Source organism: Burkholderia sp. BCC1047 (assembly GCF_902833155.1).
Lineage (GTDB): Bacteria > Pseudomonadota > Gammaproteobacteria > Burkholderiales > Burkholderiaceae > Burkholderia > Burkholderia sola.
This window is the reverse complement of record NZ_CADFEH010000035.1, coordinates 45,564-58,078: the sequence shown is the minus strand read 5'-3', so window position 1 is coordinate 58,078 and position 12,515 is coordinate 45,564. Positions and strand designations below refer to the sequence as shown.

Below are 12,515 nucleotides of genomic sequence, written 5' to 3'. Positions count from 1 at the left end.
GCACCGGGGGAACGCGGTTCGCGCCGGCGGCGCGCGATCACCGCTCGTGGGCAGCGCGATCCGCGGCCGCATCGGGCGGCAGCGTTTGCCGAATGCGCGTGACCGTTCGCGGGCTGGCGAGACCGAGCATCGCCGTGACATCGGCATGCGCATGACCGGCGAGCAACTGGCGGCGCGCATACGTATTGCGCAGCACGCGCGGGCTCATGTCCGCTGCGTGAAAGCCGATCGCGTTCAGCGCATCGCGCACGACGAGCAGCAGGAACATGTCGTTCATTGCGCCCCCGCGCGGCGCGGGAAACAGCCGCCCCGACGGCGGCACGTCCGAGCGCGCACGCCAGGCGGCGAGCGGCGCCAGCGCGAATGCGGCGAGCGCGATCCGGCGCGCCGGCCGCGCGCGATCGCGCGGCACCGACAACGCCGCTGGCCGCGCGTCGAGATCGAGTGCGTCGCCTGTCGCCGCGCGAATCTCGGCCGACGTGATGCCGCTCGCGAGCAGCAGCGCGACGATCGCGCGATTCCGGCAGTCGGCGGGCGTGTCGTCCGCCCGAGGCAGCACATGGCGCTGCAGCGCCGCGTCGGCGTCGGGCGGCAGGTAGCACGGCTCGGGCTCGTCGTCCGGCCAGGCGAGATGGTGCGTCGATCGGCCGGCCGGATGAATCGTCCGCACACCGGCATCGACCAGATGCCGGCCGAGCCGGTCGATCAGCTTCGCATAGCGCACGCGTGTCGACGTGCCGGGCGCGCAGGTGCGGTCGAGTTCCGCGAGGAAGGACGCGACATGGTCGGGCCCGAACGTCGCGAGCGACACGTGCCGCGCGCTCAGGTGACGCAGGAATCGCTCGAACATCGCGACATGCTGGACGATCGAACGCGGCGCGAACGGCCGGTGGCCGGCGCCGGTCGCGGCGGTTTCCTGCCAGGCGCGAAACGCGCCGACGGGGTCGTGAATCCAGCGATTCGTGTCCATCCCCGCTTTATAGCCGGACGCGGCGACGCCGGCAATCGTCCCGATGGCCGGTCGGCCGGCGCGCGACGGAGCCGGCGCGTCAGGCCGGGGCCCGGGTGTCGTCTATGCATGGCTGTCTCGGAACGGACAAATAATCATCACGGACTCCAAAATGAATGGGCGGGCGAAATGCGGCGTCGAGGAGACGCACGCGCCGGCTGGATCGAGTGCCTGCGCAGGAGGGGGCGGCGATTGTCGATCGAACCGCAGGCGTCATCAAGCGGCGCGCCGCTGCCTTCCTGCGTCGCGCGCTCGTTCAGTTGCATCCACCAGCGGGCGGACACGAGCGCGACGGTTGCGATGACGATGTGTCTCGCATTCTTTTCCGAGGCGATCGACGCGATGGAGCACGGGGCCGGCACGCGTCGCCGGGCGAAAAGGTAACGAAGTCACGATACGCCCATGCGCTGCAATGCAGCAGATGAAACCGCATGCCGGTTCGGTGACGTTGCGCACACAACGTCCGGTTGCATGACGCCATTTCCCGATTGCGAAAAAAATTCTGTTCATGGGACTATCGAACGCATCGCCTGCGCACCGAGGGGGTCGCTGGCGACAGGATGTCCATCGCAACGACCAGCACATCGGCAGACAATGAACAGAACAGCGATTTTTCCGTATGCGTCCGCGTTGCTCGCGGCTGCGTTGTTGACCGCATGCGGCGGCGACGTCGAGAACGACGCGGGCCGCACGACCCCACCTTCCACCGATACGAGTTGCCTCGCGGTCGACAACAGCGGCGCGACGGTCGTGGTGGGCTCGAACCAGCCGGGCGACCCGTCGCTGCCGGAAGCGTCGTCGGGCTATCGCACCGGGATGAAGCCCGTCTATGCGAAAACGTACCTGGTGGCCACGTCGAACGCGTACGCAAGCGCGGCCGGGTGCGCGGTGCTGAAGAAGGGCGGCACGGCCGCCGACGCGGCGGTCGCTGTGCAAGCCGTGCTCGGTCTGACGGTGCCGGAGGCCACGGGCCTCGGGTCAGGCGGCGTGCTGCTCTACTACGATGCGCGCGGCAAGACGCTGCAGGCGTACGACGGCCGCGAAACCGCGCCGGCCGCCGCGACGGAGAACTACCTGCGCTATGTCGATGACGCCACCGACCATTCGTTGCCGCTGCCGAACGCGCGTGCGAGCGGCCGCTCGATCGGCACGATCGGCGTGCCGCGGCTCATCGAGGCGCTGCAACAGGATCATGGCCGCTTGCCGTGGCAGAGCCTGTTCGGCGACGCGATCACGCTCGCGACCAACGGTTTCCCGATCGGCGGCCGGCTGGCCGACGCGATCGCGGCGAATGCCGCGAACCTGAAGCGCGACCCTGAAGCCGCCGCGTATTTCCTGAACGCCGACGGTTCGCCGAAACCGCTCGGCACCGTACTGAAGAATCCGGCCTACGCGCGCACGCTGTCGCTGATGGCGCAGTCGGGCGCGAATGCGCTGTACACGGGGCAGATCGCGCAGGACATCGTCGCGAAGATCGCGGTGACGAAGGGCGCGGACGGCTCGACGCTCACGCCGGGCAAGACGACCGTCGCCGATCTGGCCGCATATCAGGCGAAGCGCCGCGAACCGGTGTGCACGACTTATCGCAGCTACTGGGTCTGCGGGATGCCGCCGCCGTCGTCGGGCGGCATCGCGGTCGCATCCGCGCTCGGCATTCTCGAGAATTACGACTTGAAATCGTTGAAGCCGACGGCGATCGATCTCGAAGGCGGCAAGCCGACCGTCGCGGGCGTCCACCTCATCACCGAAGCCGAACGGCTCGCGTATGCCGACCGCGACAAGTACGTGGCCGATACCGACTTCGTGCCGCTGCCGGGCGGCACGTGGGACACGCTGCTGAACAAGCCGTACCTGAAATCGCGCGCGGCGCTGATCGACACGACCAAAAGCATGGGCACCGCTCAGCCCGGCAATCTCGGTGCGGTGCCGCTCGGCGTCGACACGACGCTGATCGAGCACGGCACGAACCAGTTCACGATCGTGGACGGCGACGGCAACGTGCTCAGCGCGACGACGACGGTCGAGTCGAGCATGGGCTCGTTCCACATGACCAACGGTTTCCTGCTGAACAACCAGTTGACCGACTTTTCCGCGAACCCGCTCGACGCGTCCGGCAATCTGGTGGCGAACCGCCTGCAGCCGGGCAAGCGGCCGCGCAGCTCGATGGCGCCGACGATCGTGTTCGGGCGGGCCGCCGACGGCTCGCGCGGCGACTTCGTGATGGCGACGGGTTCGCCGGGCGGCGGCACGATTCCGCAATACGTGGTCAAGACGCTGGTCGGCGCGCTCGACTGGGGGCTCGACGCGCAGCAGTCGGCGGGGCTCGTCGACTTCGGCGCGAGCAACAGCCCGACGACCACGATCGGCGGCGAGCATCCGAACGTCAACGCGGCGAACAACGGTGCGAACGATCCGCTGATCGCGGGGCTGCTCGCGCTCGGGCACAAGGTGTCGACGTCCGCACAGGCGAGCGGCGTCAATACGGTGATGCGCGTGACGGTTGGCCAGTCGCCGGCATTGCAGGGCGGCACCGATCCGCGTCGCGAAGGCGTCGTGCTCGGCGATACGTTCCGGCCGTAACCGCGCAGCGTGTGCACGGCCCCGGTTCGCTTGCTGGCGGCCGGGGCCGTGCCTCGTGACGAGGTCGCATCGACGGCCGCGCAATCCCAAAATAATTCGGAATGCAGATGAAGCGACCGCATGAAGCACGTCAGCCGGCCCGGGCCGCGGCCGTCCGCCGTCAAATACAGCGGCCACCCCGCCGCAAACCTCCGATTGTCAAACAGTGTGAGTCAATCGTCAGCATTTGCAACGGAAGTAACAGTCCCCGCAATTCAGTCGTTTTGCTCGCCGGCGCCGCTACATTAGCTCCACCTGCCGCATGTCGCGGCAAGGCATGCGACCAGCCGCACGAACGCGGCCCGCAGCAACAACGTCTTTGGGGAGAATGACCATGAACAAGATTCGTACGATTCTGCTGGGTGCCGCTCTGACGGCGATGGCGACGTCGGCTGCATTTGCACAGACGGCCCAGACCGGCGCCCAGGGTTCCGCAGGCGTCGGCGCGCAGGTCCAGACGCCGCTGCTCGGCGGTGGCGTCGGTGTGCAGGCTGGCGCCGGTGCGAATGCGGCAGGCTCGGGTTCGGGCGCGGGCAATGTCGTCGGCGGCGCGCTGAACGGCGTCGGCCAGACGGTCGGCGGCGTGGGCTCGGCAGCCGGGACGGCGGTGGGCGGCGCGACGCAGGCGGTCGGTTCGGCGGCCGGCGCGACGAAGGATGCGGCGGCATCGGCCGTGCACACGACGAAGTCGCACGTGAAGCACGTCGCCGCCTCGGCGAAGAGCCATGCCCAAGGCGCGGTGTCGACCGCAGGCGACGTCGCGGGCGGCGCGAAGGCGAAGGCCGGCGAAGCGCTCGAAGGCGCGACGAATTCGGTGCAGGGCGGTGCGTCGGTCGGCGTGAAGGGCTCGGCGTCGACGCAAGGCGGCGCGCTGTAACAAGCAGCACGCATCCCGTCACGGCCCGGCCCGCTTCGTTGCGGGCCGGGTTTTTCTATTGAGGAACGCGATACGTCGCGCACGGAGCCTCATGTCGAAACGCGGGTAAACGATGTATCGATATTGATTTGGATTGCGAATAATAATAGCGTCTGGTCGACTGAACTGGAACGCAATGCGGCCCGCAGGCGGTTCCCCAAACCGCCTACCGCGGAAAGCCCGACACCGTAACGACATATCTCGCCCGAACGTTTCGGCGGCCCCCGATGCGGGGCACTTTTTCTCCGTCAACAAACCGATTTTGCTTTTCGATACCGCCATCGAGCGGCTAGCGGCCTCAATTTCACTTTCATGATTCAATGACAGCCGCCGTAAATGCATTTGCAATGATGAAATAAAGTATTTGCAAGGAAAGTGGAAGCTAGTTTATAAATACGAGCGATTTGTATTTTCTCTACCGGTCGCAACCATCGACGTTGACGGAACGCCCAGATGGTCGTGACACGATTCGCTGCGCCTCATCATGTGCGCGCGTTGTCGCGACATGAATGCGCCTGCCAGGCAGCTATGCCGACGTGAGGGAATCCCGTCGAGATTGCTGAACTCGTCAGCCCGCGCCTGGTGAATCTCAGGCGGAACACGGTATTTTCGTTATCGAAATGCTGATTATCTGATCAGCGTCAATCGAGATCCATCTTGTGGTTATCGCTGGTATTAATGTGGCTTTTGTTAATCAATTTGATTCGTATTGCAAAATGACGGAACTGTATGTAATGAAAAACGAAATGATTGTCGATCCAATTTTCTGCTCCGTGGTCCGCATTTCGGAAGGCAAGATTCGATGATCAATACGCTGCAGGCATGAAGCACCCGCAGTAATTGAACGTGCCGCCAGCCTCCCGGCGCATCCGCCCTCATGTCGAGCGCGCGATTCGCAGTGGCAACGCAGCCGGACAAGCATGTGCGATCTGGCGCGTCGGTGCCGGTCGCGGCACGTCAATCTTCAAGTCAACCTGCACGACGTGTGCGGCAGGCCCGTTCGATACGTGAAATCCGGTGAGACACAAGTGAATACGATGATATCCACGATGGCTGATGGCGCTGAACCCGACGCGGACGTTCGACCGCGGCTCGCAACGCAACCCTCGAGACTCCTTGTGCTTGGCAAGCGCACGATCGACGAACTCGACTACGACCCGTCGATGGTGCTCGATGCCGTCGAACGGGCATACCTTGGCCTCGGTACCGGCGAATCCGACAATCCGCGCAAGCTGATGAGCCAGCCCGCGGACAAGCATTCCGTCGCGTACTCGATGCTGGGTCGAGACGGTGGACGCAGAACGGTCGGTTTCAAGACGTCGTATAAGTTCGATCCGGAACACAACCGCGAACTGCAGAAGTACTACACGACGTTGTTGCTGTTCGACGACGAAACCGGCATGCCTGTCGCATTGATGGACGGCAGCCTTGTCGGATCGCTGCGCACGCCGGCGGTGTCCGCCCTGATCGCGCGTGCGGCCGCGCCGCGGGCTCGGACGGCGCTCGTCGTCGGCACGGGGACGCAGGGACGGATGGCGGCGCCGTTCCTGCTGACCGCATTGCCGGACATCGAGCGCGTGATCGTACACGGCCACTATGAGTCGGGAATCGATGCTGTCCGCAAGACGTTGAGGCGCTTTCATCCGGGCCGTGACATCGAAGTGTCGAAGGATCTCGCCGCCTCCGCGAATGAAGCGGACATCGTGCTCGGGGTGGCCGGCGCCGGCGTATCGGAGAGCGTGCGGCACGCGGCGTTGAAGCCGGGCGCGCTCGCGCTTCTGGTCGGATACGGCATTCACGCCGACGCGCTGCATCGCGCCGATTACCGCATCGCGACGAGCGCGGCCCAAATGCAGGTGACCGGCGCCGATCTCGCGGACGAAGCGGGAAAACTGCCTGCCGTCGATGCGGAGTTTCCGGACATACTGCTTGGCCGCAAGCCTGCGCGGCGCAACGATGCCGATATCGTTTACGCGTTCAACAGCGGCATGATCGTGACCGACATCGCGCTGGGGCGCGTGCTGGCCGATGCCGCGCTGACGAAAGGGCTCGGCCGGGAAGTCGAGCTATGGTGACGGATATTCCGCGACTGCCGGCGTTGTGGGATCCGCTACTGCGGGATTTCGTGGACGAGCATCAGGCGATGATCCACGATCTTGTCCATGGCTTCGACGCGCCCGTTCATTTCCTGTTTCCCGAGCGCTTCACGCGCAATGTCGCTGAATTTCAGCGCGTACTGGACGATCGCCGGGTGTCCGGGCGCATTTACTACGCGAAGAAGGCGAACAAGGCGCGATGCTTCGCGCATGCGGCGGCAGCATCCGGGATCGGCGTCGACGTCGCAAGCACGGGCGAGTTTTCAGAAGCGTTGGCCGCGGGGGTGCGCGGAACCGATATCGGTGTATCCGGCCCGTCGAAGTCGAGTGAACTGCTGCGGCTCGCGGTTTTGCACGATGCGTTGATCGCCATCGACAGCGACGAAGAACTGAATCGGCTGATCGCGATCTCGGGACAGGCGAAGCGGGTTGCACGCATTCTGTTGCGGATGGCGCCGGCGGCACGCAACGATAGCCGATTCGGTTTGAGTGCCGACGCACTTCGCGTTGCGCTATCGACCTGTGCCGCGACGCGGGCGTCGCTCGTCCTTGAAGGGTTCTCGTTCCATCTGTCCGGTTACAGCGCGACGGAGCGCTGCAATCAGGCCGCGATCGCGATGCGTGCGTGCTTGGCTGCGCGCGAACGCGGTCTTGCGCCGCACACGATCAACATCGGTGGCGGCTTCGCGATGTCGTACGCGAGCGAGCGCGACTGGCACGCATTCCAGCGTGCGCACCGGGCGGACGATTACCACGCCAACAAGGTATTCGACGGATTCTATCCGTATCACTCGCCCTGCAGCGGCGCGCAGATGCTCGATGCGATTCTGGCTGGTACGCCTGGTGGGGAATCCGCATCGCTCGCCGAACTGCTTCGCGAGCACGGCCTGACGATCATGCTGGAACCGGGGCGGGCGCTGCTGGATCAGGCGGGGTTCACGGCGTTTGCCGTGCAAGGCGTGAAGGACTGCGGCGACTATGGCATCGCGACCGTCAACGGCACGAGCTTCAGCGTGTCGGAGCAATGGTTTGCCAGCGAATTCCTGCCCGATCCGGAATTGCTGAGCGTCGTGCGCGAGTCTTCGCGATCGCCGCGCACGGGCATGCCTTATCGCGCCTGTGTCGGCGGGGCGAGTTGCCTCGATTCGGACATGCTGACCTGGCGCAAGATCGCATTCGGGCAGCGCCTCGAACCTGGCGATCTGCTGATCTACCCGAACACGGCCGGCTATCAGATGGATTCGAACGAATCTTCATTTCACGAGCTGCCGCTTCCCCCCAAGCTTGTCTTGACACTTGACGGCGCGCGGCCACGCTGGCGCGTCGATCGCCTCTTCCAGCTTCCGGGAGCCTGACCAATGAATGTGCGTTTTATGGGTGAGCAAGCCACGATCACCGTCCCTGCGATCGTGTCGAAGGTATCGGATCTTGTCGGCCGCACGCCGTTGTTCGAATTGATTCGCGGCGCCAACGGCGCGCGCATCCTGCTTAAACTCGAATCGACGAATCCGACCGGCAGCGCCAAGATCCGGATGGCGAGGCAGATGCTCGACGAAGCGGAACAGGACGGCACTCTGCGGCCGGCCGGACACGTGATCGAATCGACGTCCGGCAATACGGGCATGGGGCTGGCGCTGTTGTCAGCCGAGCGCGGCTATCGGTTTACCGCGATCGTGGACAGTCACGCGTCGAAAGACAAGCTGCGCGCGATGCAAGCATTCGGCGCAAAGCTCGTCTGCGTGAGCGACGGCGACGCGATCGCGACGGCGGACCGCGATGCGCTTGCCAAGCGCATGGCAGCCGACGATCCGGACAGCATCTGGACGGAGCAGCACAACAATCCCGCGAACGGTAACGGTTACCGCGGGCTGGCACATGAACTGCGCGACATCCTTGGCGACCGAATCGACTTTCTGGTCGGGTCGGTCGGCACCGGAGGCTCGCTGTTCGGCACTGCACGAGAACTGCTCGCGACGGGCCCGGCGCCGCGCGTCATTGGTGTCGAGCCCGTCGGCTCGATCGTTTTCGGCGGCGAAGGCGGATCGTATTATCAGTCCGGCACCGGGACGCCGCCTGGCGCCGAGATCGGCGCGTTGGTCGACTATGCGTTGCTCGACGAAGGCCACAAAGTGACGGACGCGGCCGCCTTCAATACGGCACGCTATATCGCACGCAAGAAGTCGCTGCTCGTCGGCGGCTCGGCGGGCAGCGTCATCTGGCACGCGTTGAAGATGTTCGATTCGCTGCCGGCGGGTGCCACGCTCGTGGCCCTGGTCTGTGACGGCGGCGAAAAATACCTCGACACGGTGTTCGACGACGACTGGATGCGAGCGCGAAATCTGCTCGACGAATCGATTGCTCAGGAACTCGAATCGATATTTTCCCGCGCCGCATGAAACTTCATCGACAAGTCTGGCTCGATGCCGCGCAAATCGGCGTGCTGGCCGCTCCTCTGATCCTTACGCAGCTCGCCCAGGTGGCGCTGACGACCACCGACATCGTCATGATGGGGATGCTTGGCCCGCGCGAGATCGCCGCTGGGGGGCTCGCGCTGACGATCTTCAACCAGTTCCGGACGATGGGAACCGGACTGGTGACAGGAACCGGCAACCTCGTCGCGTTCGCGAACGGTCAACACGCGCATGCTGACATCATGCGGCTGGTGCGCTCCGGCTTTGCGCTGTCGACGCTCGCGGCACTGGCGTTTGCATTGATGATGCTGTGTATCGAAATGCCGCTTGTCTGGCTCGGGCAGGATCCGGACGTTGCGCGGCAAGCCTCGTTCTATCTTGCGGCGGCCGCACCCGGCATATTGCCGTGTCTGTGGTTTCAGGTGCTTCGACAATATACCGTCGGACTGCGCAAGCCCGGGCCGCTATTGGCGATCACGATCGTATCGATCGTCGTCAATGCGGCGCTCGACTACGCGTTGATGTTCGGCCGGTTCGGCTTTCCGAAGCTCGGCCTGATCGGTATCGCGTGCGCGACCAGCAGCGTGTACCTGCTTTCCTTCATCGCGTTTCTGACGATCGCCAGGCGCCGGCCGGAACTGTCCGAACACTTGTCGCTTGCCGTCTGGCGCGCCGATGCCGATACGTTGGCGCGGACGTGGCGGATGGGTTTGCCGATTGCGGCAACCTATGGATCGGAGGCTGCATTCTTCACCGTCCTCACGCTCGTGATCGGGACGCTCGGCGCCGATGCGCTGGCCGCCCAGACGATCGTGAATCAGGTGATCTACATCGTGTTCATGATTTCGGTCGGTTTGTCTCACGCTTCGTCGATCAGCATCAGCCATGCGTGTGCGCGGCACGACTATCGCGGTGCGCGTCGACTCGGCTATACGGGGCTCGCGCTGGGCATCGTGACCATGTTGATCGTTGCGTTACCGTATCTCGTTGCGCCCACCCGCGTGCTCGCGCCATTTCTCGATAACGGCGTGGCCGCGAGTGCCGAAGTCCTGCGACTCGCCGGTGGGCTGCTGACGATCGCGGCGCTGCTGCAGATCTTCGATTGCAGCCAGAACATCGGCGTCGGCATTTTGCGGGGCCTCGGTGACGTAACGAGTTCGTTTCGGATATCGATCGTCGGATACTGGTTGATCGGTCTGCCGGTCGCCTGGGCGGCCGGTGTGATGCTGGGATACGGCATCTACGGCATCTGGAGCGGACTCGCCATCGGGCTTGCGGCCACGGCGTCGATGTTGCTGCACAAGTTCGAGGGCCGCCTTCGCGCGATGACGAAGCGGACGCAAGACGGACGTTCGTGAACGCGACGAAGCTTCCAATGCGCACACCGGTGCACATCGGGCACCGGAATTCCTGAAATACCGGCCGGCATTGCATCGAACGCGCCACGTCCGCTCGTCTCGCCAGCGGCGGAATGCCGGCCGAATTCCCGACTGCCCGCAGGTGTTGTCGTTGATGGACGGCGACGTATCTTTGTCCGCAACCGTACCTGATGCGCGGCATGGTCGTCGTAACCGGCCGCATACGGCGTATTCCGCTTTGGGGACGCACAAGCCGTGACGGTCATTGCTCATGATTGCGCCAATCGTATGCCGACGAGATGCGTCGGTGGAAAGTTTGCGTAGTCTGCAAATTTTTCTAATTGGACCGATCGATGGTCGCAAGAGCGCGACAAATATAACGGCATTTGAAAAGCATGATTTGACCGGCCACCTTTTTTGAATTATCGAAACGGTAATTGATCGCCGTGGATGCGGGAGATGTAAATAATGCAACGTATTATACGAGAGGGTGAAATTGACGTCGGATGATTTGTAAAGTTTTCTGGCGTTCTCGAGTCGGAATTGTGACAATATGCCGCACTTCGTCGGATTGTTGAAATATTGTGCGATATCAAATCGTTTTCATGCAATCAAATAGCCACTTTTCTACGTAATATAAAAGAAAGGTTCATTACATATTTTTTTCGGAAAGTAATGCTTCTGTCTTGTGTCCTCCGATATACTTGCGCAGCTTCAAGTTTAGAGTGCGGAATCCAGACAGGTGGCCCGTACAGTGAACTGTTTCAGCCATTGGCAAAGTAAATAATTCAGATGTTAATGGTCTTGCGTAATTGGTTTGTATTCCTCGTGAGTGCTGGTTATCAAAACATGGTTCGCGAACGATGGCTGCCTAGACGTTGCCATTGGATACTGTCGCAGTGCTGGCGCGTAGAAAGCAAGCGGCGTTGGATTGCCCGTCCGGTAAGGCCTTGAAGCTTTGGCAGATATTCGGCTGCCGGAGCATGTCAACGAATACGAATCTTGTCTTTTCAATAAGGGCCCAGAAAATTGGAGACCTTTTCTCGCATCATTGGCGAGATTCTTCGTCCCAACGGTTTGACCGAGGGGATCGATCAACTCGCGGAAAAAATCGGACGCGTGATTCCGTTCGACAAGTGTTTGATTTTGCACGGCGGAAGCGGCGATACGGCTTCTCACGGGCTGATATATCGCTATGGGGCCGCGAGCGATGCCGGAACCCGGCGAGGCGTGACTTTGTTTGGTCCCGGGATCGATATCGATCGATATCTGAGTTGCTTCGCGTTGTCCGATCGTCAGGATCATACGTTTCGCTGGTGCGATCTCGACGGGGAAGCGCCACAACGCGATGCGCAGGTCAACGATGTCGCGTCATACATGCGCGGGCGGGGTGTGGTCGCTTGCATCGGCGCTCCACCCGGTGATTCGACGGCCATTCGGACCGTTTTGCAGCTGAAGTGCGAAGACACGACGTTGCATTCGGCGTTGCTCGTCAGTCTCATCGCCATGCATTTGCACGCAGCGTTGACCCAGAAGATTGCGAGGCAGAACCGGGAAGGCGCGCAACCGTGCGCAGCGGGCCTCGAGCCGGATGCTTGCGAAAGCGCGAACAGGATTCAGTTCACGAGAAAGGAATCCGATGTAATCAAATGGGTCGTCGAAGGCAAGACTGCGTGGGAAATCGGCCGGATCCTTTCGATGTCCGAAAGAACAGTCAAGTTTCATCTGACGAATGTCTATGAAAAGCTGCGTGTGTCGAATAGAGCGCAAGCGGTGGCGAAGGTTAGCCGTCTGGGATTGATCTAGGAGAGTTCGGGAATGTCTTTCAAGGAAAAGGTCAAGGCATTTGTCGCGCGTCACGGGTTGACGTACAAAGCCTATATTTTGTCGATTCTCTTTCTGCCGCCGGCAGCACTTTATATCGCATGGAAGCGACCGGGCTTGCCGATCCCGGGCCGTGTCTTGCTGTGCGTGACCGGCGTGCTTGCGCCTCCGTTGATCGGCATCGCCACGGCGATGATGCTGAAAGGCGCATTCGATTTGATCCGGACCGTCATTTCCGTTTAGTTTTCCTGCTGATTGCCGAATACGATTCCGCTTTCCCGA

Annotated in this window: 9 protein-coding genes; 8 read left to right on the top strand and 1 reads right to left on the bottom strand. The window is 62.7% G+C overall.

All coding sequences use genetic code 11. The annotated features are described in order from the left end of the window. Positions 1-37: 37 nt before the first annotated feature. The gene (locus HWX55_RS28825; RefSeq protein ID WP_175978197.1) at positions 38-970 is read right to left on the bottom strand and encodes a tyrosine-type recombinase/integrase; all 933 of its coding nucleotides are present in this window, start codon (positions 968-970) and stop codon (positions 38-40) included. Positions 971-1,603: 633 nt separating this feature from the next. Here HWX55_RS28825 and HWX55_RS28820 point away from each other — a divergent pair. The 8 genes from HWX55_RS28820 (at position 1,604) to HWX55_RS28785 (ending at position 12,476) form a co-directional block, all read left to right on the top strand. Continuing rightward, entirely contained in the window at positions 1,604-3,589 is a 1,986-nt protein-coding gene (locus HWX55_RS28820) for a gamma-glutamyltransferase family protein (protein WP_175978196.1), read from the top strand. Positions 3,590-3,962: 373 nt separating this feature from the next. After that, positions 3,963-4,505 carry a hypothetical protein gene (locus HWX55_RS28815; RefSeq protein WP_175978195.1) on the top strand — a complete coding sequence of 181 codons (543 nt, stop codon included), beginning with the start codon at positions 3,963-3,965 and terminating at the stop codon, positions 4,503-4,505. 1,157 nt (positions 4,506-5,662) lie between these two features. After that, positions 5,663-6,619 carry an ornithine cyclodeaminase family protein gene (locus tag HWX55_RS28810; RefSeq protein WP_244140669.1) on the top strand — a complete coding sequence of 319 codons (957 nt, stop codon included), beginning with the start codon at positions 5,663-5,665 and terminating at the stop codon, positions 6,617-6,619. Further along, entirely contained in the window at positions 6,613-7,995 is a 1,383-nt protein-coding gene (locus HWX55_RS28805; protein ID WP_175978194.1) for an alanine racemase, read from the top strand. Before HWX55_RS28810 ends, HWX55_RS28805 begins: the two co-directional genes overlap by 7 nt. Positions 7,996-7,998: 3 nt before the next feature. After that, positions 7,999-9,036 carry a cysteine synthase family protein gene (locus HWX55_RS28800; protein WP_175978193.1) on the top strand — a complete coding sequence of 346 codons (1,038 nt, stop codon included), beginning with the start codon at positions 7,999-8,001 and terminating at the stop codon, positions 9,034-9,036. Beyond that, positions 9,033-10,409 carry an MATE family efflux transporter gene (locus HWX55_RS28795; RefSeq protein WP_175978192.1) on the top strand — a complete coding sequence of 459 codons (1,377 nt, stop codon included), beginning with the start codon at positions 9,033-9,035 and terminating at the stop codon, positions 10,407-10,409. Before HWX55_RS28800 ends, HWX55_RS28795 begins: the two co-directional genes overlap by 4 nt. Positions 10,410-11,438: 1,029 nt before the next feature. Then, a complete protein-coding gene (locus HWX55_RS28790; RefSeq protein ID WP_244140667.1) occupies positions 11,439-12,215 on the top strand; it encodes a LuxR C-terminal-related transcriptional regulator in 777 nt (258 codons plus the stop codon). A gap of 12 nt (positions 12,216-12,227) precedes the next feature. Next, positions 12,228-12,476, top strand: coding sequence for a hypothetical protein (locus HWX55_RS28785; protein WP_175978191.1), 249 nt, complete (start codon positions 12,228-12,230; stop codon positions 12,474-12,476). Positions 12,477-12,515: the final 39 nt, after the last annotated feature.

Bases quoted from the DNA above. Each gene is read 5' to 3' on its own strand.
- HWX55_RS28825 (WP_175978197.1), bottom strand. From the start codon at position 970: ATGGACACGAATCGCTGGATTCACGACCCCGTCGGCGCGTTTCGCGCC.
- HWX55_RS28820 (WP_175978196.1), top strand. From the start codon at position 1,604: ATGAACAGAACAGCGATTTTTCCGTATGCGTCCGCGTTGCTCGCGGCT.
- HWX55_RS28815 (WP_175978195.1), top strand. From the start codon at position 3,963: ATGAACAAGATTCGTACGATTCTGCTGGGTGCCGCTCTGACGGCGATG.
- HWX55_RS28805 (WP_175978194.1), top strand. From the start codon at position 6,613: ATGGTGACGGATATTCCGCGACTGCCGGCGTTGTGGGATCCGCTACTG.
- HWX55_RS28800 (WP_175978193.1), top strand. From the start codon at position 7,999: ATGAATGTGCGTTTTATGGGTGAGCAAGCCACGATCACCGTCCCTGCG.
- HWX55_RS28795 (WP_175978192.1), top strand. From the start codon at position 9,033: ATGAAACTTCATCGACAAGTCTGGCTCGATGCCGCGCAAATCGGCGTG.
- HWX55_RS28785 (WP_175978191.1), top strand. From the start codon at position 12,228: ATGTCTTTCAAGGAAAAGGTCAAGGCATTTGTCGCGCGTCACGGGTTG.